Source organism: Streptomyces sp. NPDC050674, assembly GCF_040654575.1.
Lineage (GTDB): Bacteria > Actinomycetota > Actinomycetes > Streptomycetales > Streptomycetaceae > Streptomyces.
The window spans coordinates 351,911-371,298 of record NZ_JBFAIG010000004.1 but is presented as its reverse complement, the minus strand read 5'-3'; the positions used below and the strand labels follow the sequence as shown (position 1 = coordinate 371,298).

17 protein-coding genes are annotated in these 19,388 nt (G+C 70.3%); 11 read left to right on the top strand and 6 right to left on the bottom strand.

The window, feature by feature from the left end; genetic code table 11:
- Nucleotides 1–190: 190 nt before the first annotated feature.
- From AB0I06_RS10330 to AB0I06_RS10320, 3 genes are all read left to right on the top strand, one after another.
- Complete coding sequence (locus AB0I06_RS10330) at nt 191–700, top strand: MarR family transcriptional regulator (RefSeq protein ID WP_363118322.1); 510 nt, start codon at nt 191–193, stop codon at nt 698–700.
- 43 nt (nt 701–743) lie between these two features.
- Nucleotides 744–1,082: a DUF3817 domain-containing protein gene (locus tag AB0I06_RS10325; RefSeq protein WP_363118321.1), complete on the top strand. Its 339-nt coding sequence runs from the start codon at nt 744–746 to the stop codon at nt 1,080–1,082.
- 118 nt (nt 1,083–1,200) lie between these two features.
- The gene (locus AB0I06_RS10320) at nt 1,201–2,901 is read left to right on the top strand and encodes a methylmalonyl-CoA mutase family protein (protein WP_363118320.1); all 1,701 of its coding nucleotides are present in this window, start codon (nt 1,201–1,203) and stop codon (nt 2,899–2,901) included.
- 1 nt (nt 2,902) lies between these two features.
- Here AB0I06_RS10320 and AB0I06_RS10315 read toward each other — a convergent pair whose 3' ends face one another.
- A complete protein-coding gene (locus tag AB0I06_RS10315) occupies nt 2,903–3,514 on the bottom strand; it encodes a TetR/AcrR family transcriptional regulator (RefSeq protein WP_363118319.1) in 612 nt (203 codons plus the stop codon).
- A gap of 234 nt (nt 3,515–3,748) precedes the next feature.
- Between AB0I06_RS10315 and AB0I06_RS10310 the strand changes: the two genes are divergently transcribed.
- The 4 genes from AB0I06_RS10310 to AB0I06_RS10295 all read left to right on the top strand — a co-directional run bounded on the left by AB0I06_RS10310 (nt 3,749) and on the right by AB0I06_RS10295 (nt 8,037).
- On the top strand, nt 3,749–4,723 hold the full coding sequence (locus AB0I06_RS10310) for a tetratricopeptide repeat protein (RefSeq protein WP_363118318.1): 975 nt from the start codon (nt 3,749–3,751) through the stop codon (nt 4,721–4,723).
- Nucleotides 4,724–5,344: 621 nt separating this feature from the next.
- Nucleotides 5,345–5,977 carry a DUF6230 family protein gene (locus AB0I06_RS10305; protein WP_362245388.1) on the top strand — a complete coding sequence of 211 codons (633 nt, stop codon included), beginning with the start codon at nt 5,345–5,347 and terminating at the stop codon, nt 5,975–5,977.
- Between the two features lie 118 nt (nt 5,978–6,095).
- Complete coding sequence (locus tag AB0I06_RS10300; RefSeq protein WP_363118317.1) at nt 6,096–6,659, top strand: DUF6114 domain-containing protein; 564 nt, start codon at nt 6,096–6,098, stop codon at nt 6,657–6,659.
- Nucleotides 6,649–8,037, top strand: coding sequence for a hypothetical protein (locus AB0I06_RS10295; RefSeq protein WP_363118316.1), 1,389 nt, complete (start codon nt 6,649–6,651; stop codon nt 8,035–8,037). The genes AB0I06_RS10300 and AB0I06_RS10295 overlap by 11 nt, the downstream gene beginning before the upstream one ends.
- 104 nt (nt 8,038–8,141) lie before the next feature.
- On the opposite strand, the gene pyk is transcribed toward AB0I06_RS10295, so the two are convergent.
- From pyk to pta, 3 genes are all read right to left on the bottom strand, one after another.
- Nucleotides 8,142–9,569, bottom strand: a complete 1,428-nt coding sequence (gene pyk, locus AB0I06_RS10290) for a pyruvate kinase (protein WP_363118315.1) — start codon at nt 9,567–9,569, stop codon at nt 8,142–8,144.
- 74 nt (nt 9,570–9,643) lie between these two features.
- Nucleotides 9,644–10,861 (bottom strand): acetate kinase, encoded by a 1,218-nt coding sequence (locus AB0I06_RS10285; RefSeq protein ID WP_363118314.1) that lies wholly within the window; start codon nt 10,859–10,861, stop codon nt 9,644–9,646.
- A complete protein-coding gene (pta, locus tag AB0I06_RS10280) occupies nt 10,858–12,960 on the bottom strand; it encodes a phosphate acetyltransferase (protein ID WP_363118313.1) in 2,103 nt (700 codons plus the stop codon). The genes AB0I06_RS10285 and pta overlap by 4 nt, the downstream gene beginning before the upstream one ends.
- Before the next feature lie 222 nt (nt 12,961–13,182).
- Between pta and AB0I06_RS10275 the strand changes: the two genes are divergently transcribed.
- Nucleotides 13,183–14,208, top strand: a complete 1,026-nt coding sequence (locus tag AB0I06_RS10275; RefSeq protein WP_352098476.1) for an ATP-dependent 6-phosphofructokinase — start codon at nt 13,183–13,185, stop codon at nt 14,206–14,208.
- Here the strand turns inward: AB0I06_RS10275 and AB0I06_RS10270 are convergent.
- Nucleotides 14,205–14,972, bottom strand: a complete 768-nt coding sequence (locus AB0I06_RS10270; RefSeq protein ID WP_363118312.1) for an XRE family transcriptional regulator — start codon at nt 14,970–14,972, stop codon at nt 14,205–14,207. The two genes, AB0I06_RS10275 and AB0I06_RS10270, sit on opposite strands and share 4 nt — an antisense overlap.
- A 177-nt stretch (nt 14,973–15,149) precedes the next feature.
- Here AB0I06_RS10270 and AB0I06_RS10265 point away from each other — a divergent pair, with 177 nt between their 5' ends.
- Nucleotides 15,150–15,605 carry a PPOX class F420-dependent oxidoreductase gene (locus tag AB0I06_RS10265; RefSeq protein WP_363118311.1) on the top strand — a complete coding sequence of 152 codons (456 nt, stop codon included), beginning with the start codon at nt 15,150–15,152 and terminating at the stop codon, nt 15,603–15,605.
- A gap of 90 nt (nt 15,606–15,695) precedes the next feature.
- Here AB0I06_RS10265 and AB0I06_RS10260 read toward each other — a convergent pair whose 3' ends face one another.
- The gene (locus AB0I06_RS10260; protein WP_363118310.1) at nt 15,696–16,487 is read right to left on the bottom strand and encodes an IclR family transcriptional regulator; all 792 of its coding nucleotides are present in this window, start codon (nt 16,485–16,487) and stop codon (nt 15,696–15,698) included.
- Between the two features lie 136 nt (nt 16,488–16,623).
- Between AB0I06_RS10260 and AB0I06_RS10255 the strand changes: the two genes are divergently transcribed.
- Both AB0I06_RS10255 and AB0I06_RS10250 read left to right on the top strand, forming a co-directional pair.
- A complete protein-coding gene (locus AB0I06_RS10255; RefSeq protein WP_363118309.1) occupies nt 16,624–17,961 on the top strand; it encodes a gluconate:H+ symporter in 1,338 nt (445 codons plus the stop codon).
- A gap of 88 nt (nt 17,962–18,049) precedes the next feature.
- The gene (locus AB0I06_RS10250; protein WP_363118308.1) at nt 18,050–19,387 is read left to right on the top strand and encodes an enolase C-terminal domain-like protein; all 1,338 of its coding nucleotides are present in this window, start codon (nt 18,050–18,052) and stop codon (nt 19,385–19,387) included.
- Nucleotide 19,388 lies beyond the last annotated feature (1 nt).

Below are 19,388 nucleotides of genomic sequence, written 5' to 3'. Positions count from 1 at the left end.
GATGGGGGTCCCTCCCGCGCGAGCGCAGCCGAGCGTGGGGGAGTTGACAACCGACGACAACGCGGCAGATGTGCGTGCCACGCCCCGCGACGCCGACATGATCCAAACGACAGGCCCTAGGCGCGGCACGCGTGGACCGAAGGGCGAGACAGGGCTGACCAGCATGTGACCGGCCGGTAAGGTCGGGTCCGTGCCGAAGCCGCTCAGTCTCTCCTTCGATCCGATCGCGCGTGCCGACGAACGCTGGAAGCAGCGCTGGGGAAACGTGCCGTCCATGGCCGCGATCACCTCGATCATGCGCGCCCAGCAGATCCTGCTCGCCGAGGTGGACGCGGTGGTCAGGCCGTACGGGCTGACGTTCGCACGGTACGAGGCACTGGTGCTGCTCACCTTCTCCAAGTCCGGCGAGCTGCCGATGTCCAAGATCGGCGAGCGGCTCATGGTGCACCCCACGTCCGTGACGAACACCGTGGACCGGCTGGTCAGGTCGGGTCTGGTCGCCAAGCGGCCCAACCCGAACGACGGCCGCGGCACCCTCGCCAGCATCACCGCCAAGGGCCGCGAGGTGGTCGAGTCGGCCACCCGCGACCTGATGGCGATGGACTTCGGGCTCGGGGTGTACGACGCCGAGGAGTGCGCGGAGATCTTCGCCATGCTCCGGCCCCTGCGCGTCGCCGCGGGTGACTTCGAAGAGGAGTGACCCGGGGCAAGATCTCCCGGAACGGGTCGTTACGCTCGACGGCATGAAGAAGAGCGTGCTGACCCGCTACCGCGTGATGGCCTACGTCACCGGTGTGCTGCTGGTCCTGCTGACCGTCGGCGTCATCGCCAAGTACCTGCTGAAGATGGACGGCGCCGACGACTTCACGCGCGTCGTCGGCATCGCGCACGGCTGGCTGTACGTCGTGTACCTGATCTTCGCCTTCGACCTGGGCTCCAAGGCGAAGTGGCCGGTGGGCAAGCAGCTGTGGGTGCTGCTCGCCGGGACCATTCCGACGGCCGCGTTCTTCGTCGAGCGCAGGATCAGCCACGAGCTGGAGCCCCGTATCGCCGAGGACGCGCCCGCGCCCGCCAAGGCGTGAGAGCGCGCGGGCGACAGCACCGCCGTACGCGCGCGTACGGCGGTCGTTCTCACCCGTTCGCCAGGTCACTCCCGTCAGCCATCGACATTTACTAGGACGTCCAAGTAAATTCGATGGCATGGACGCTGACGCCATCGAGGAGGGCCGCCGCCGCTGGCAGGCCCGGTACGACGCCGCACGCAAGCGCGAGGCCGACTTCACCACGCTCTCCGGCGACCCCGTGGAGCCGGTCTACGGGCCGCGGCCCGGTGACCGCTACGACGGGTTCGAGCGCATCGGCTGGCCGGGGGAGTACCCCTACACCCGCGGTCTGTACGCGACCGGCTACCGGGGGCGCACCTGGACGATCCGGCAGTTCGCCGGGTTCGGCAACGCCGAGCAGACCAACGAGCGCTACAAGATGATCCTCCGCAACGGCGGAGGCGGGCTCTCGGTCGCCTTCGACATGCCGACGCTCATGGGCCGCGACTCCGACGACCCGCGCGCGCTGGGCGAGGTCGGGCACTGCGGTGTGGCGATCGACTCGGCGGCCGACATGGAGGTCCTGTTCAAGGACATCCCGCTGGGCGACGTCACGACGTCCATGACCATCAGCGGCCCGGCCGTGCCGGTGTTCTGCATGTACCTCGTCGCCGCCGAACGGCAGGGCGTCGACCCGTCCGTCCTCAACGGCACGCTCCAGACGGACATCTTCAAGGAGTACATCGCCCAGAAGGAGTGGCTCTTCCAGCCCGAGCCACACCTGCGGCTCATCGGCGACCTGATGGAGCACTGCGCGGCCGGCATCCCCGCCTACAAGCCGCTGTCGGTCTCCGGCTACCACATCCGCGAGGCCGGGGCGACGGCCGCCCAGGAGCTGGCCTACACCCTGGCGGACGGCTTCGGCTACGTGGAGCTGGGCCTGTCGCGCGGGCTGGACGTGGACGTCTTCGCCCCCGGCCTGTCCTTCTTCTTCGACGCGCACGTCGACTTCTTCGAGGAGATCGCCAAGTTCCGCGCGGCGCGGCGGATCTGGGCCCGCTGGATGCGGGACGTCTACGGCGCCGAGTCCGAGAAGGCGCAGTGGCTGCGCTTCCACACCCAGACCGCCGGCGTCTCCCTCACCGCGCAGCAGCCGTACAACAACGTCGTACGGACGGCCGTGGAGGCCCTGGCGGCCGTGCTCGGCGGGACGAACTCGCTGCACACCAACGCGCTCGACGAGACCCTGGCCCTGCCGAGCGAGCAGGCGGCCGAGATCGCGCTGCGCACCCAGCAGGTGCTGATGGAGGAGACCGGGGTCGCCAACGTGGCCGACCCGCTGGGCGGTTCCTGGTACGTCGAGCAGCTGACCGATCGCATCGAGGCGGACGCGGAGAAGATCTTCGAGCAGATCAAGGAGCGCGGGCTGCGGGCGCACCCCGACGGCAAGCACCCCATCGGCCCGATCACCTCCGGCATCCTGCGCGGGATCGAGGACGGCTGGTTCACCGGGGAGATCGCCGAGTCGGCGTTCCGGTACCAGCAGGCGCTGGAGAAGGGCGACAAGCGGGTCGTCGGCGTCAATGTCCACACCGGGTCCGTGACCGGGGACCTGGAGATCCTGCGGGTCAGCCACGAGGTGGAGCGCGAGCAGGTCCGGGTGCTGGGCGCACGCAAGGCGGCCCGTGACGACGCCGCGGTGCGCACGGCGCTGGACGCCATGCTGGCCGCCGCCCGCAGCGGCGCCAACATGATCGGGCCGATGCTGGACGCGGTGCGCGCGGAGGCCACGCTCGGCGAGATCTGCGGAGTGCTGCGGGACGAGTGGGGGGTGTACACCGAGCCCGCCGGGTTCTGATCTAGCCGTTCAGCCCGTGCAGCAGCACCCTGGTGAAGCCGCGGACCCATTCCTCGTCCGCCGGTTCCGCGCTCACCAGGGTGCGGTGCACCACCGCCCCCGCCACCATGTCGAAGATCAGGTCCACCGTGCGGGCCGCCGAGGCGGGGTCCGGTTCCGGGGGGAGTTCGCCCCGCTCCTGGGCCCGCGCGCGGCCCTGGAGGACCAGGCGCTTCTGGCGGTCGACGACCGAGGCCCGGATGCGTTCGCGCAGGGCCTCGTCGCGGGTGGACTCCGCCACCACCGCCATCAGGCCGCTCCTGGCCTCCGGGAGCGCCAGGATCGCGGCGAACTGGAGGACCACGCCCTCGATGTCGGCGGCCAGGGAGCCGCGGTCGGGGAGTTCCAGCGCGTCGAAGAGTTCGGCCACCGCGTCGACGACCAGTTCGTTCTTGCCCGCCCAGCGGCGGTAGAGCGTGGTTTTCGCAACCCCGGCGCGCATCGCGACGTCTCCCAGGGTGAGCTTGGACCAGCCCAGTTCCACGAGAGCCTCGCGGGTCGCGGCCAGGATCGCGGCGTCCGCCGTGGCGCTGCGCGGGCGCCCGGTGCGGCTGGCTGGGCTGCGGCTCTGCATCGTCCGACCATAAACCGGCGGTTCCTGTGTGGGCCGTGAGGGAGATCACCGGGGGGTGGTGTCCCAGGGGCGCGGTGTGGCATTACGCTACGACTCGTAGCGAAAGCCCGTGATGGACGTACACGGGCTTCTGCACACCGGCGTGGGGTGGGGACCCGGCGCCAAAGGCACCTGACCGGCCTGGCTTTCACACGGTTTTTCACACGCGCGCGCAGTACGGGGGAGGATAGACGCATGCAGCCACGGAACATGTCCATGAGCGGAGTCGTCGACCTCGCCGCGGTGAAGGCGGCCCAGGAGGCCAAGGCGAAGGCGGAGCAGGCGCGCGCGCAAGCAGCCCGGGAGGGCGGGACGGGGGCGATCTCCCCGGCCGATCTCGTCATCGAAGTCGACGAGGCGGGGTTCGAGAGGGACGTCCTGCAGCGTTCCGCCGAGGTGCCCGTCGTCATCGACTTCTGGGCCGAGTGGTGTGAGCCCTGCAAGCAGCTCAGCCCGGTCCTGGAGCGGCTGGCCGTCGAGTACAACGGCCGCTTCCTGCTCGCCAAGATCGACGTCGACGCCAACCAGATGCTGATGCAGCAGTTCGGCATCCAGGGAATCCCGGCGGTGTTCGCGGTCGTCGCGGGCCAGGCGCTGCCGCTCTTCCAGGGAGCGGCGGGCGAGGCGCAGATCCGCCAGACGCTGGACCAGCTGGTGCAGGTCGGCGAGCAGCGCTTCGGCCTGACCGGTCTCACTGTCGACCCCGAGGCCGAGCCGGGGGGAGCCGTGTCGGCCCCCGAGCGTCCGGCCGGCCCGCACGACGGGCTCCTCGAGGCCGCCGTGCAGGCGCTGGACTCGGGCGACCTGTCCGGCGCCGTCCAGGCGTACAAGAACGTGCTCAACGAGGACCCGGGCAACGAGGAGGCCAAACTGGGTCTCGCGCAGGCCGAGTTGCTCCAGCGGGTGCAGGGTGTCGACCCGCAGCAGGTGCGCCGGGACGCGGCCGACAAGCCGGCCGATGTGCAGGCGCAGATCGCCGCCGCCGACCTGGATCTGGTGGGCGGCCATGTGGAGGACGCGTTCGGCCGGCTCATCGAGACCGTGCAGCGCACGGTGGGTGACGACCGGGACACCGTACGGGTGCGGCTGCTGGAGCTGTTCGAGGTCGTCGGGCCCGACGATCCGCGCGTGATCGCGGCCCGCAGGGCGTTGGCCCGGGCCCTGTTCTGACCAGTCCTTAAACGCGCGGGCCTGTGGTGCCCGCGTGAAAAGTTTGCCCACGGAGCGTCACTGCGGCCGCGTTTTACCAAAACTTGGTAAACGCGGCCGCTGTTACTACCAGTAAGTCATGGGCGTTGATCTGTCGGATTCTGTCCATCGATCAACAGCTTTGTACCGCCGCCCGGCACCACCCTGAGTCGCCGTCCGAGACCGGGGGGTCGTTGTTCGGTTATCCGGCCGTTACTAGCGAGTAACGAACCCCCTTGTGCGGGCGGCGAGAATGCACCACGATCGGCCACGCTCGGTCCATTCCCGTACCCCGGCAGCCGGTTGGGTCGCGGGACATCCTGGGTCCCCACCGAGCAGAGCCGGCGGCAGTGGCGCCGGCTCTTGGACAGGGGGGTCTTCGCCCTTCCGGCGAAGCCTGTCCAGCAGGGTTGTGCGTGATGCGTGTCAGGCGCGACCAGTGGTTGTCGCTCGGGGGTGATCGCCGGTGATTCGGGCGCAGTTGCGCCGCCGAGTGCAGGCGCTCTCCTTCCCGAGGACGTAGCACTTCTCCCATCCCTGCCCGGCCGACCTCGAACTCGAGGCTGGTCAGGACAGGAGATGTACGTCCGAGAAGGAGGAAATATGGAGTCCCAGGTGCGTGGCGGGACCAGATGGAAGCGGTTCGCTGTGGTCATGGTGCCCAGCGTCGCCGCCACGGCTGCGATAGGTGTCGCCCTCGCGCAGGGCGCTCTCGCCGCGTCGTTCAGTGTCTCCGGGCAGTCGTTCAAGGTCACGACCGACCAGCTCGTCGGAGAGGGCTTCTCGCAGTACGGCGCCCTCGACGAGGGATACACGATGGACGGCAAGAAGGCCGTCCACCCGGTCGCGGTCTCGTCGTTCAAGTCGGCGACGATCAAGAACCTGTGTCAGTCGGTCGTCACCCCGAACATTCCGGTGCTCGGGAACGTCAGCCTGATCCTGCGTGCCGGTCAGGGGGCGAAGCCGGTCGAGGCGCAGAACCTCTACATCGACGTCGCCGACCTCAGTGCCGACGCGACGTTCGAGAACATCGACATCGGTGTGGCCGCCAAGGACGCCAACAAGGGTCCGGCCATGCGGAAGGGCGAGTCGGCGAACCCGTACGGCTTCGCCCAGCAGGCCGACCGGGCGACCCTGACCGACGTGAAGCAGACGGCGTGGGCGACCACCGCCGGAACCTTCAAGCTCAGCGGCCTGAAGATGTCGCTGTCGACAGGTGTCAAGGAGTGCTACTAAGCACTCGCTGACGGGCGGGGGAGCCGGTGGCGCCCCCGCCCGTCCACCTTCCGGCCGCGCTTTCACGCGGGGCCCACATCACCACCACAGCAACGCTGTACCAGGGAGCTGTTTTTCCATGAGCGCCGAGACCCCTGCCGCCACCGGCCAGTTCACCGTCCGAAGGCAGCAGTTCCGCGCCTGGCGGGGTGAGCGGCCGTTCTGGGCCGGGCTGTTGGTCCTCCTCAGCGGACTGCCCATCGCCTACTTCCCGTACGCGAACCTCCAGATCGGTCACCTGACGCTGGCGATGGCGACCACCGCGGGCGCCGGGTCCCTGATCATCGGCGTGCTGCTCGTCGTACTGGGCGTGAGCCTGTGGTTCCAGAAGCACGTCCGCGTCTTCGCGGGAGTCGCGGCGATCCTGCTGGCGCTGGTGTCCATCCCCGTGTCGAACCTCGGCGGCTTCCTCGTCGGCTTCCTCCTCGCCCTGGTGGGCGGGGCGATGGCCGTGGCCTGGGCGCCGGGCGCACGGCCCGCGGGCCAGTCCGCCGCCATGGCCGCTACCGGCACGGGCGGGACTCCCGAGGCCACCGACCACGCCACCACGATGCTGAAGACCGTGGACGGGGTGGACGGGCCGAACGATCTGTCAGGAACGAACCCGGCCAACGGGGCGAACGGGAGGCACAGTGCCGGCTGACGAGGTGACCCACGGGGTCGATGTGGGGGCGTCCCGTGTGAGAACCGGGCCGCGCCACGCGGCGCCCAAGAAGCCGCTGTTCACCAGGTTCAGCAGGCCGACCGGCAAGGCGATAGCCATGGCGGCGATGCCGACGGCGGTGCTCATGGGAATGGGCTTCACGTCGACGCTCGCCATCGCCGACAGCGACACCCCGGCCGCGCCGACGTCGAAGAGCCTGACGGCCGACGAGTACAAGGACTGCGTGGCAGCCCTGGAGGACGCCGGCAAGGACTCCGGTGAGGAGGCCAAGGGCGAGGACTCCGCCTCGCCCACACCGTCCCCCTCGGCGAGCGACGGCGCGACGGACGAGAAGGACGACCAGGGCGGCACCGCCCCCGAGCCGTCCCCCTCGGGTGGCACGGAGACGGACAACGGCGGTGCCTCTTCGTCGGATTCAGGTTCCGACGACAAGGCCGAGCCGAAGCCGTCCCCGTCCACGAGCGCGCCCGCCGCGAGCGGCGACGACACGGCCGCGACGCCGTCCCCCTCGCCGTCCGAGAGCGACGGCAACCTGCTGGAGGACATCGGCGACGCGATCGGCGGCATCCTCGACGGCGGGAAGAAGGACGAGGCCGGCCCCGCTCCGACCCCGTCCGCCTCGGCGTCGCAGACCGCCGAGAAGCCCGCCGAGGACACCTCCGGCGCCGGGCAGGACGCCACCGGCAAGGCCACGGACCCGGTCGAGGACACCGCCAAGGACACCGCCGACAAGGCGTCCGGCACGGTGAACGACGCCGGAAAGACGGTGGAGGACAGCACCGAGGCCGTCGAGAAGGCGGCCGAGGAGAGCGCGGACCAGGCGGCGGAGGCCACCGCCTCGCCCAGCCCGTCCCCGAGCGCGAGCGCCACCACCGACCCCGACGAATGCCCGGCCGCCACCGACGCCGAGGGCGGCGTCGACAACAGGCTGCCGCTGCCCGACGACCCCTGGTACCTCAACGCCAGCTCGCTGACGCTGAAGGGCGCCGACTACAAGGGCGTCGTCGAGGTGCGCACCGCCAACGGCACCGTGAAGAAGGTCCTCAAGTACGTCATATCCGGCGGCACCGACATCGGTGACCTCCACCAGACGGTCACGGACAAGCAGTCCGGCAAGACCTACCACGTGCAGGCGGCCAAGGGCTCGACGTCCACGATCCGCGACGGCGACACGGTGATGTACACCGAGAGCATCTCGGGCAACCTGCTCGGGCTGATCCCGATCACGTTCGACCCGGAGCACCCGCCGCCGCTGAACATCCCGCTGATCTACTTCACCAACGTGAAGGTCACCCAGGCCGGCCAGTTCGGCGGCACGCTGCACGTGCCCGGGCTGCACAACTTCATCACCGACTGAGCGCCCCTCACAGCCCTTTCGGGAGCCGCACACACCGAGGGCGCCCCCTGGATCCCAGGGGGCGCCCTCGGTGGCGTGTACGGGCCCTCACGGACCTCGACGGATCAGCCCTTGGCCTCGCCCAGGTGGTGGACCCGCACCATGTTGGTGGTGCCGGGCACACCGGGGGGCGAACCGGCGGTGATGACCACGATGTCGCCGTCGTTGAAGCGGTTCAGCTTCACCAGCTCCTGCTCGACCAGGGCGACCATCTCGTCGGTGCTGTTCACGAACGGCACCACGTACGGCTCGACGCCCCAGCTGAGCGCCATCTGGTTGCGGGTGCCCTCGTCGGTGGTGAAGGCGATGATCGGCTGCTGCGCGCGGTAGCGGGACAGCCGGCGGGCGGTGTCGCCGGACTGCGTGAACGCCACCAGGCCGCGGCCGCCGAGGAAGTCGGCGATCTCGCAGGCCGCGCGGGCCACCGAACCACCCTGCGTGCGCGGCTTCTTGCCCGGGACGAGCGGCTGGAGCCCCTTGGACATCAGCTCCTGCTCGGCCGCGGTGACGATCTTCGACATCGTCTTGACGGTCTCGATCGGGTACGCGCCCACGCTCGACTCGGCGGACAGCATGACCGCGTCGGCGCCGTCCAGGATCGCGTTGGCCACGTCGGAGGCCTCGGCGCGGGTCGGACGGGAGTTGGTGATCATCGACTCCATCATCTGGGTCGCCACGATCACCGGCTTGGCGTTGCGCCGGCACAGCTCGATCAGGCGCTTCTGCACCATGGGGACCTTCTCGAGCGGGTACTCGACGGCCAGGTCACCACGGGCGACCATCACGCCGTCGAACGCCATCACGACGTCCTCCATGTTCTGCACCGCCTGCGGCTTCTCCACCTTGGCGATGACGGGGACCCGGCGGCCCTCCTCGTCCATGATCTTGTGGACGTCGGCCACGTCCTTGGCGTCCCGGACGAAGGACAGCGCGACCAGGTCGCAGCCCATGCGGAGGGCGAAACGAAGGTCCTCGACGTCCTTGTCCGACAGGGCGGGCACGTTGACGGCCGCGCCGGGCAGGTTGATGCCCTTGTGGTCGGAGATGACGCCGCCCTCGATGACGATCGTCTTCACCTTCGGGCCCTCGACCTCGGTGACCTTCAACTCGACGTTGCCGTCGTTGATGAGCACCTGGTCGCCCTTGGTGACATCGCCGGGCAGACCCTTGTAGGTCGTCCCGCAGATCGTCTTGTCACCCGGGACGTCCTCGGTGGTGATGGTGAACTCGTCACCGCGCACCAGCTCGACGGGGCCTTCGGCGAAGGTCTCCAGACGGATCTTCGGGCCCTGGAGGTCGGCGAGGACACCGATGGCCCGGCCGGTCTCCTTGGCGGCGGCACGGACCCGGTCGTACCGGCCCTGGTGCTCGGCGTGCGAGCCGTGGCTGAAGTTGAAGCGGGCCACGTTCATGCCGGCTTCGATCAGCGCGACAAGCTGATCGTGGGAGTCGACCGCGGGGCCGAGAGTACAGACGATTTTCGAACGGCGCATGGGGGCGATCCTATCGGTTTGTTTCCCGGCGGAATATTCCGTCTGGCGGAAAATACAAAAGGGCGGGTTGCCGCTCAGGTGTGATTCCCCGAACCAATTACCAGCGCGTAGGTCTGTGTCGCGATCTCCAATTCCTCGTCGGTGGGCACCACCGCGACGGCGACACGGGCACCGTCGGGCGAGATCAGCCGCGCCTCGTCGCCGCGCACGGCGTTGCGCTCGCCGTCCACCGCGAGGCCCAGCTCCTCCAGACCCGCCAGGGCGGCCGCACGCACCGGAGCGGCGTTCTCGCCGACACCGGCGGTGAAGGCCACCGCGTCCACCCGGCCGAGCACGGCGTAATAGGCGCCGATGTACTTCTTCAGCCGGTGAATGTAGATGTCGAACGCCAGCTCCGCCTGCTCGTCGCCCTCGTCGACGCGGCGGCGGATCTCCCTCATGTCGTTGTCACCGCACAGACCGATCAGTCCGCTCTTCTTGTTGAGAAGAGTGTCGATCTCGTCGGCGGACATTCCACCAACACGCATCAAATGGAAGATGACGGCCGGGTCCATGTCTCCGGAGCGCGTACCCATCACGAGCCCCTCCAAAGGCGTCAGACCCATGGAGGTGTCCACGCAGCGGCCGCCCCGCACGGCCGAGGCCGACGCCCCGTTGCCCAGGTGCAGCACGATCACGTTCGTCTCGGACGGGTCCTTGCCCAGCAGCTCGGCGGTGGCGCGCGAGACGTAGGCGTGGGAGGTGCCGTGGAAGCCGTAGCGCCGCACGCGGTGCTCGTCGGCGGTCTTCACGTCGATCGCGTAACGGGCGGCCGACTCCGGCATGGTGGTGTGGAACGCGGTGTCGAAGACGGCGACCTGCGGCAGGTCGGGCCGCAGCACCTGGGCCGTGCGGATGCCGGTGAGGTTGGCCGGGTTGTGCAGCGGGGCCACCGGGATCAGCCGCTCGATCTCGGCGAGCACCGCGTCGTCGACGACGGTCGGCTCGGTGAAGGTCTTGCCGCCGTGCACCACCCGGTGCCCGATCGCGGCCAGTTCGGGCGAGTCCAGGCCCAGGCCGTCCGTGGCGAGCTCCTCCGCCACGGCCTTCAGGGCGGCGTCGTGGTCGGCGATCGCACCGTCGCGCTCCCGGCTCTCGCCGTCGGCCGGGGTGTGCTTCAGACGGGACGTCTGCTCGCCGATGCGCTCGACCAGGCCCACTGCCAGCCGGCTGCTGTCGCGCATGTCGAGCAACTGGTACTTCACCGACGAGGAGCCGGAGTTGAGGACGAGGACACGGGTCGGGCTGCTCACTGGGCGGTCGCCTTCTCGCTCGGGGCCGGGGCGGGGGACTGGGCCTGGATCGCCGTGATGGCGACGGTGTTCACGATGTCCGAGACCATGGCGCCCCGGGACAGGTCGTTGACCGGCTTGCGCAGGCCCTGGAGGACCGGGCCGACCGCGATCGCGCCGGCCGAGCGCTGCACGGCCTTGTAGGTGTTGTTGCCGGTGTTCAGGTCGGGGAAGATCAGCACGCTGGCCTGCCCGGCGACCTCCGAGCCGGGCAGCTTGGTCGCCGCGACCGACGGCTCGACGGCGGCGTCGTACTGGATCGGGCCCTCGATCTTCAGGTCGGGCCGGCGCGCGCGCACCAGCTCGGTGGCCTCGCGCACCTTGTCGACATCGGCGCCGGAGCCGGAGGTGCCGGTGGAGTACGACAGCATCGCGATCCGCGGCTCCACGCCGAACTGCTCGGCCGTGGTCGCCGACTGGATGGCGATGTCGGCGAGCTGCTCGGCGTTCGGGTCCGGGTTGACCGCGCAGTCGCCGTAGACGAGGACCTTGTCGGCCAGGCACATGAAGAACACCGACGAGACGATGTCGGCGTCCGGCTTGGTCTTGATGATCTCGAAGGCCGGGCGGATGGTCGCGGCCGTGGAGTGCACCGAGCCCGACACCATGCCGTCGGCCAGGCCCTCCTGGACCATCAGCGTGCCGAAGTAGTTCACGTCGGAGACGACGTCGTAGGCCAGCTCCACGGTGACGCCCCGGTGGGCGCGCAGCCCCGCGTACTGCTCGGCGAAGGTGTCCCGCAGCTCGGAGGTCGCCGGGTCGATCAGCTGGGACTCGCCGAGGTCGATGCCGAGGTCGGCGGCCTTCTTGCGGATCTGGTCGACCGGGCCCAGCAGGGTCAGCTCGCACACGCCCCGGCGCAGCAGCACCTCGGCGGCGTGCAGCACGCGCTCCTCGGTGCCCTCGGGCAGGACGACCCGCCGCAGGTCGGAACGGGCCTGCTCCAGCAGCTTGTGCTCGAACATCATCGGCGTCACGCGGTCATTGCTCGGCGCGGAGACCCGGCGGGCCAGCTCGCCGGTGTCGGCGTACCGCTCGAACAGGCCGAGGGCCCGCTCCGCCTTGCGCGGGGTGGCCGCGTTCAGCTTGCCCTCCAGGGAGAACAACTGCTCGGCGGTGGGGAAGCTGGTGCCGGCCACCGACAGCACCGGGGTGCCGGGCGCCAGGCGGTCGGCGAGGGTGAGGATGTCCTCGCCGGGCACCTCGTCCAGGGTCAGCAGCACGCCCGCTATCGGCGGGGTGCCGGCGCTGTGCGCGGCGAGCGCGCCGACGACCAGGTCGGCGCGGTCGCCCGGGGTGACGACCAGGCAGCCCGGGGTCAGGGCGCCCAGGAAGTTCGGCAGCATCGCGCCGCCGAAGACGAAGCCGAGCACGTCCCGGGCGAGCCCCGAGTCGTCGCCGAGCACCACCTTGGCGCCGAGGGCGTGGCCGATCTGCGAGACGGTCGGCGCGGACAGCGCGGGCTCGTCGGGCAGGACGTAACAGGGCACCGGCAGCCGGGAGCCGAGCCGGCCGGCGATCTCGTCGCGGTCCTCGCGCTCCACCCGGTTGGCGACCATGGCCAGGACGTCGCAGCCCAGGGTGTCGTACGCGCGGTAGGCGTTGCGGGTCTCGGCGAGCACCGACTCCACGGTCTGCTTGCGGCCGCCGACGACCGGGATCACGGACGCGCCGAACTCGTTCGCCAGCCGGGCGTTGAGCGACAGCTCGTCCGGGAGCTGGGTGCCGGCGTAGTCGGTGCCGAGGACCAGGACGACGTCGTAGTCGCGGGCGACCCGGTGGAAGCGGTCGACGAGCGTGGACACCAGCTCGTCGGTGCCGGCCTCGGCCTGGAGGGCGGACGCCTCGTGGTAGTCCATGCCGTAGACGGTGGCCGGGTCCTGGGTGAGCCGGTAGCGGGCGCGCAGCAGCTCGAAGAGGCGGTCGGGTCCGTCGTGGACCAGGGGACGGAACACGCCGACCCGGTCGACCTGCCGGGTGAGGAGCTCCATGACCCCCAGTTCGACGACCTGGCGTCCGTCGCCGCGGTCGATGCCGGTCACGTACACGCTGCGGGTCACGCGCGCTCTCCGTTTCGTCTCGGATGGGGGGCGGGCCTCACCCCCACGGCTTTCCAGCCTGGGGCACAAAAATCGCCCATCGAGGTGATCAGAACCCTCTTGACAATACCTCTGCCGCTAGATAAGGCGCCCGTCAGCACAGGGGTGCCGCACCGGGCTGTGGGGCGTGAAACAATCGGCAGTGGCTCACCGGTGTCAACAGCGAGCAGGAGACACAGCACGATGCGTATCGGAGTTCTCACCGCAGGCGGCGACTGCCCCGGCCTGAACGCCGTGATCCGGTCGGTCGTGCACCGGGCGGTCGACAACTACGGCGACGAGGTCATCGGCTTCGAGGACGGCTACGCCGGCCTGCTCGACGGCCGTTACCGCAGCCTCGACCTGGAGTCCGTCAGCGGCATCCTGGCGCGCGGCGGCACCATCCTCGGCTCGTCCCGCCTGGAGCGCGACCGGCTGCGCGAGGCCTGCGAGAACGCCTCCGACATGATCCACCAGTTCGGCATCGACGCGCTGATCCCGATCGGCGGCGAGGGCACGCTGACGGCCGCGCGCATGCTGAGCGACGCGGGCCTGCCCGTCGTGGGCGTCCCCAAGACGATCGACAACGACATCTCCTCCACGGACCGCACCTTCGGTTTCGACACCGCGGTCGGGGTCGCCACCGAGGCGATGGACCGGCTGAAGACCACCGCCGAGTCCCACCAGCGGGTCATGGTGGTGGAGGTCATGGGCCGGCACGCCGGCTGGATCGCTCTGGAGTCCGGCATGGCGGCCGGTGCGCACGGCATCTGCCTGCCGGAGCGGCCGTTCGACCCGGCCGACCTCGTGAAGATGGTCGAGGAGCGGTTCGCGCGCGGCAAGAAGTTCGCGGTGGTCTGCGTCGCCGAGGGGGCCCACCCCGCCGAGGGCTCCATGGACTACAACAAGGGCGCCATAGACAAGTTCGGCCACGAGCGCTTCCAGGGCATCGGCACCGCCCTCGCCCACGAGCTGGAGCGGCGCCTGGGCAAGGAGGCCAAGCCGGTCATCCTCGGCCACGTCCAGCGCGGCGGTGTGCCGACCGCCTACGACCGGGTGCTGGCCACGCGGTTCGGCTGGCACGCGGTGGAGGCCGCGCACCAGGGGCGCTTCGGCCGGATGACCGCCCTGCGCGGCACGGACATCGTGATGGTCCCGCTCGCGGAGGCCGTGACGGAGCTGAAGACGGTGCCGAAGGACCGGATGGACGAGGCCGAGTCGGTCTTCTAGGGGCCGGTTCTCCGGCCGGCGTCCGCGGCGGTGCCGTCCTGGAGCTTCGTCCAGAAGTGCTCCACGATGTGGTCCAGGAAGTCCTGTCCGGCGCCGCCCGCGTCACCGCTGCCGCCGCCCCAGCTCAGGGTGGCGGCCATGTGCCCCTGGTAGTCCTCGTGCAGGGCCCGCAGGGCGTCCTCCAGGAACCGCCGGTCCAGGGGCACCAGTTTGGCCACCGGGCGGACGTATCCCTGCCAGCGGGTCGTGGCCGCGCTGCGCAGCAGGTCACCGAGCTTGGCGTCGCGGCCGGTGACGGTGACGACATCGGGCAGGGTGAGCCCGAGCAGATCGGCCAGGGCGGCGGACTGACGGTCCGTGCCGCGCCAGGAGTCGGTCTCCTCCATGCGCAGGTACGCGTGCACGTCGTGCCCCACGGCCCGGGCCACGTCCTCGGGGGCGAGGCAGCGGGCGATGCGGTGTTCGCGCAGGGTGCGCGGTCTGCCGATGAGTTCGGCGGGCGAGCACCACAGCACGCCCGCGAGCGCGGTGAGTTCGGAGTCGGTCGGCGCGAGGGCCCCGCGCTCCCAGGCCATCACGTGGTCCGGGGTGATGTGGGCATGTCCGTAGGAGACGCGCATGCCGTGGGCGACGTGCTCGGGTGCCATGCCGAGGGCCGCGCGCAGCCGGCGGGCGGCGGGGGCGTTGAAGGGCGGGGCGGTGGGGGCGGACTGCGGCGGGGGAGCGGACGGGGACTGGCTCGGTCGGGCTGAAGGTCGGCGCACGGCCCACAAGCTAGGACGGCGGGCGAGGGCTGACTACGGTCTGTTCGGCCAGGATCACGGATTGTAGGAAGCTACGGCTACCGGCGGGTTCGACCGGGGCCGAAGATCGCCTGTCGGCCGGGCCGGCAGCGGGGCGAGGATGGCGCCGGGTCCGGTGATCGCGGGCCCGGAAAGGCAGTGACTCAGGTGAACGGCAAGCTCAACGGGCATATTCGCGAACGTCTTCTCGCGCCGAACTTCTGGCATCTCGCGACGGTGGGTGTGGACGGGGCGCCTCAGGTGTCGCCCATGTGGGCGGACATCGAAGGGGAGTACGTCATGGTCAACACCTCGATGGGGCGGGTGAAGGAGGAGAACCTGCGGCGCAATCCGTACGTTTCGCTGTCGCACCACGACCCCGGGAACCCCTACGACCGGGCGGAGATCCGCGGGAAGGTCGTGCGGTTCGTGGAGGGCGAGAGCGCGGAGCGGGCGATGGACCGGCTGGCGCGCAAGTACCTCGGCGTGGACCGGTATCCGTGGCTGCTGCCGGGCGAGCGCCGGGTGATGCTGCTGATCGAGCCGACGCGGGTGCGCAGGCTGGAGGGAGTCGAGCCGTTCCGTCCCGGCGTGCTGCCGGAGGAGACGGCTTAGTTGGGGGCCTGTCGTTCGGATCAGGTCGGCCGGGAGTGACTGCGCCTCTCGGCCGAGCCGAGCCCCGCGACGCCGGCATGATCCACACGGCTAGCGCCAGTCGGGTGCGCCCGGGGCGGTCGGTGGCAGGGCGGACTCGATCCTCGAGCGGATCTCCCCCATCACGGCGACGATGCGTTCTGCGTGCCCGGGTGTCAGCCGGGCCAGCGGAACCGAGCAGCTGATCGCGTCGACGACCGGTGTGCCGTAGCGCAGGGCGAAGCCGAAGCCGGCGATGCCGGGCACCGTCTCCTCGCGGTCGACGGAGTACCCGCGCTCGCGCACCCCGGCCAGGTCGGCGAGCAGGGCGGCGCGAGCGGTGTGCGTGTTCGCGGTGAGGGCGGCCAGCGGCTCGTCTCCGAAGGGGAGTTCGTCGTCGGGCCGCTCGGCGAGCAGTGCCTTTCCCAGCGCTCCGGCGTGCGCGGGGACGCGACGGCCGACCCGGCTGATGGTGCGCAGGTACTCGTGGGACTCGCGGGTGGCGAGGTAGACGACGTCCCTGCCGTCGAGCCGTGCCATGTGGATGGTCTCGCCGAGCGCGTCCGACGCCTCGTCCAGGTAGGGGCGCACCAGCCGGATCCGCCGGTCGCCGTCCAGGTAGCCCGTGCCGGTGAGCAGCGCGCGGATCCCGATGCCGTAGAGCGAGCCGGTGGCGTCGGTGCGGACCCAGCCGGAGTCGATGAGCGTCCGGAGCAGTTGGTACATGCTGCTGCGCGGCACGTCCAGGTCCTGCGCGAGCTGATCCAGGCGTGAGGGCTCCTCGCCCCGCTCGGCGAGGAGTTCGAGCAGGGCGACGGTCCGCGCGGCCGACTTCACGCCGCGGACTCCTCTGCTCTCCTGCATGGGCTCATGGTAGGTCCCCCCTCGATTGGTGATCGCCGGGCCATTGACCCCGCCCGTTCATCCACCTAGCCTCCATCTGCATACATGGACGGCATCTGCATACAGGGATGAGACACCGGTTCAAAGGGGAACTGCCTTGCCTCTGCTCGTCGTAGGGATCAGCGTCCTGATCCTGCTTCTCCTCATGACCAGGCTGAGACTGAACGGCTTCGCCGCCCTGCTGCTCGTGGCGGTGGGGGTGGCGCTGGTCCAGGGCATTCCGGTGGCGACCGTCCCGGACGTCCTGGCCGAAGGCATCGGGGACCAGATCGGCGACACCATGCTGACCATCGGGCTCGGCGCGATGGTGGGCCGTGTGATGGGGGACTCCGGCGCCGCGCAGCGCATCGCCGGCAGGCTCCTCGACGCCTTCGGGCCGCGCTGGGTCCAGGTGGCCATGGTGGTCACGTCCATGCTGATCGGCGTGACCATGTTCTACGAGGTCGCCTTCATCATCATCGTGCCCATCGCGTTCACCCTGGTCAGGGTCACCGGGGTGAAACTGCTGTGGGTGGGCCTGCCGATGTCCATCGCGCTGTCCACCATGCACAGCTTCCTGCCCCCGCACCCCGGGCCCACCGCGGTCGCCGCGGCCTTCCACGCCTCGGCCGGACTGACCCTGTTCTACGGCCTGTTCGTCGCCGTGCCCGTCGGCGCGCTGATCGCCCTGACCTGGCCCCGCCTGCCGTTCGTCGCGCGGCTGACGCCCTCCATCCCCAAGGGCCTGGTCGCCGAACGCGAGTTCACCGACGAGGAGATGCCGGGCCTCGGGTGGTCGCTGTTCGTGGCGCTGTTCCCCGTGGTGCTGATCGTGGCCGCCGCGGTGACCGACATGGCCACGTCGGGCGAGACTCCCGTGCTGCACGTCGTGGCCTTCATCGGGTCGGCGCCGATCGCCCTGCTGCTGACGCTGTGCCTGGCCGTCTGGGCGTTCGGGCCGCGCATCGGGCGCAGTCTGAGCGAGGTCGGGGCGTCCTGCACCTCGGCGGCCCAGGCGATGGCGATGATCCTGCTGGTGATCGGCGCGGGCGGGGCGTTCAAGAACGTGCTGGTCGAGGGCGGGATATCCGACTACATCAAGGACGCCACGGACGGCTGGTCCATATCGCCGATCGTCCTTGCCTGGCTCGTCGCCGTCGTCCTGCGGATCGCGCTCGGTTCGGCCACGGTCGCCGTCGTCACGGCCTCCGGCGTGGCGCTGCCGTTGCTGGCGGGCAGTGGGGTCCACCCGGAGGTGATGGTGCTGGCCGTCGCCTGCGGCTCCATCGCGTTCTCGCATGTGAACGACCCCGGGTTCTGGCTGTTCAAGGAGTACTTCAACCTGTCGGTCATCGAGGCCATCAAGGTCCGCACCTCCTACACCACGGTGCTGGCCGTGCTCGGGCTGGGCGGGGTGCTGGTGGTCGAGTGGGCCCTCGACGTGCTGAGTCTGTGAACCGGGTCAAAAGGGTCAACAGGGTCAACGGAGTCGGCCGCGTCGACAGGGTCAGCCGGCTCAACCGGGTTTCTGGAAAGGGAGATTGATGGGCATCGGTCAGCAGCCGGTCGTCACGGCGTTCGCCGTCTACCCCGTCGCCGGGCGGGACAGCATGGAGCTGAACCTCTCCGGCGCGCACGGGCCGTACTTCACCCGCAACGTCGTCGTCCTCACCGACTCCGAGGGGCGGACCGGGCTGGGGGAGGTGCCCGGCGGGGAGAAGATCACACGGACGCTGCGGGACGCGGAGTCCCTGGTCGTCGGGGCGAAGGTGGGCGACTACAAGCGGGTGCTGCGCGAGATCGGGGAGCGGTTCGCCGACCGGGACGCGGGCGGGCGTGGTGCGCAGACCTTCGACCTGCGCACCACGGTGCACACCGTCACGGCGGTCGAGTCGGCACTGCTGGACCTGCTGGGGCAGCACCTGGACGTCCCGGTGGCGGCGCTGCTGGGGGACGGGCAGCAGCGGGACAGCGTTCGGGTGCTGGGTTACCTGTTCTACGTGGGCGATCCGGACCGGACGGATCTGGAGTACGTGCGGGAGCCCGGCTCCGCGGTGGAGTGGTACCGGGTGCGGCACGAGGAGGCGCTGTCGGCCGAGGCGATCGTGCGGCAGGCCGAGGCGGCGTACGACCTCTACGGGTTCCGGGACTTCAAGCTCAAGGGGGGTGTGCTGGAGGGGGCCGAGGAGGTCGCGGCGGTCCGGGCGCTGAAGCGGCGGTTCCCCGAGGCGCGGGTCACCCTCGATCCGAACGGGGCGTGGTCGCTGCGTGAGGCGGTCGAGTTGTGCCGGCCGCTGGTGGGGACGCTCGCGTACGCCGAGGATCCGTGCGGCGCGGAGGGCGGCTACTCGGGGCGGGAGGTGCTCGCGGAGTTCCGGCGGGCCACGGGACTGCCGACCGCGACGAACATGATCGCCACGGACTGGCGCCAGCTGGCCCACGCGCTGGCGCTCCAGTCGGTGTCGATCCCGCTGGCCGATCCGCACTTCTGGACCATGCAGGGATCGGTACGGGTCGCGCAGTTGTGCAACGCGATGGGGCTGACCTGGGGGTGCCACTCCAACAACCACTTCGACATCTCACTGGCGATGGTGACGCACTGCGGGGCGGCGGCACCGGGGGAGTACAACGCGCTGGACACGCACTGGATATGGCAGGAGGGGCTGGAGCGGCTGACGGTGGACCCGCCGCGGATCGTGGACGGGCGGATCGCGGTGCCGGAGGCGCCGGGGCTGGGCGTCGTGCTCGACCTGGACCGGCTGCTGGCGGCGCACGAGCTGTACCGGGAGAAGGCGCTCGGGGCACGGGACGACGCGGCGGCGATGCGCTATCTCGTCCCGGGGTGGTCGTTCGACGCCAAGCGTCCGTGTCTGGTGCGGTAGG

Bases quoted from the DNA above. Each gene is read 5' to 3' on its own strand.
- pyk (WP_363118315.1), bottom strand. From the start codon at position 9,569: ATGCGCCGTTCGAAAATCGTCTGTACTCTCGGCCCCGCGGTCGACTCC.
- AB0I06_RS10250 (WP_363118308.1), top strand. From the start codon at position 18,050: ATGGGCATCGGTCAGCAGCCGGTCGTCACGGCGTTCGCCGTCTACCCC.
- AB0I06_RS10310 (WP_363118318.1), top strand. From the start codon at position 3,749: ATGCAGCCACGGAACATGTCCATGAGCGGAGTCGTCGACCTCGCCGCG.
- AB0I06_RS10325 (WP_363118321.1), top strand. From the start codon at position 744: ATGAAGAAGAGCGTGCTGACCCGCTACCGCGTGATGGCCTACGTCACC.
- AB0I06_RS10320 (WP_363118320.1), top strand. From the start codon at position 1,201: ATGGACGCTGACGCCATCGAGGAGGGCCGCCGCCGCTGGCAGGCCCGG.
- AB0I06_RS10305 (WP_362245388.1), top strand. From the start codon at position 5,345: ATGGAGTCCCAGGTGCGTGGCGGGACCAGATGGAAGCGGTTCGCTGTG.
- AB0I06_RS10260 (WP_363118310.1), bottom strand. From the start codon at position 16,487: ATGCAGGAGAGCAGAGGAGTCCGCGGCGTGAAGTCGGCCGCGCGGACC.
- AB0I06_RS10275 (WP_352098476.1), top strand. From the start codon at position 13,183: ATGCGTATCGGAGTTCTCACCGCAGGCGGCGACTGCCCCGGCCTGAAC.
- AB0I06_RS10315 (WP_363118319.1), bottom strand. From the start codon at position 3,514: ATGCAGAGCCGCAGCCCAGCCAGCCGCACCGGGCGCCCGCGCAGCGCC.
- AB0I06_RS10300 (WP_363118317.1), top strand. From the start codon at position 6,096: ATGAGCGCCGAGACCCCTGCCGCCACCGGCCAGTTCACCGTCCGAAGG.